The sequence below is a fragment of the Dyadobacter sp. CY323 genome, from assembly GCF_021390245.1.
In the GTDB taxonomy this organism is placed as follows: Bacteria; Bacteroidota; Bacteroidia; order Cytophagales; family Spirosomataceae; genus Dyadobacter.
Genome location: NZ_JAJUXH010000053.1, coordinates 1 through 501, shown reverse-complemented (window position 1 = coordinate 501; position 501 = coordinate 1). Strand labels below are relative to the sequence as shown.

The 501-nt window shown below is 45.3% G+C and carries 1 pseudogene; it reads right to left on the bottom strand.

The window, feature by feature from the left end:
- Window positions 1–182 precede the first annotated feature (182 nt).
- Window positions 183–501 (bottom strand): annotated as a pseudogene (locus tag LZG72_RS29085) (hypothetical protein); the annotation flags it as partial.

Genomic DNA, 501 nt, shown 5'->3' with positions numbered 1-501 from the left:
TCGCTCGGGAATGGACCACTACATTTCCAAACCGCTGCGGCTTGATGAAATCAAAGAAGCGCTGGAAATTGCGTTTGCTTCGGTACCCGCGAGTTTGTAGGAATTATATTTTAGCCACGAATGCACGAATTTACACGAACGCATTCGTGAAGATTCGTGTATCCGTGGCTAAAAACGACAAATCACTTCCCAACCCGCTTCAAATCCAGATCATGGAAATCAAAGCTGAAATCGATGTTAGGAGAAATGCCTTTCATTTTAATGGACTGAGCTTTTCCTTCCTCGTCCAGGCTGAACATGGCGAATGCGTCGCAATTCATATCCTGGTATTCCCATTTGACGGCGAAAATGATCCAGATGAAGCTCAAACCGCAGCCGGAAGGTTCTATAACTGTGCGGAAAGCAGCCTCAACCGATCTTTCAACAGACTTCGCCGTGCAGTTTCCGCTGGATATTCTGATGGCGGAGGATAACCTGATTAATGAAAAGTTATTTACCAAT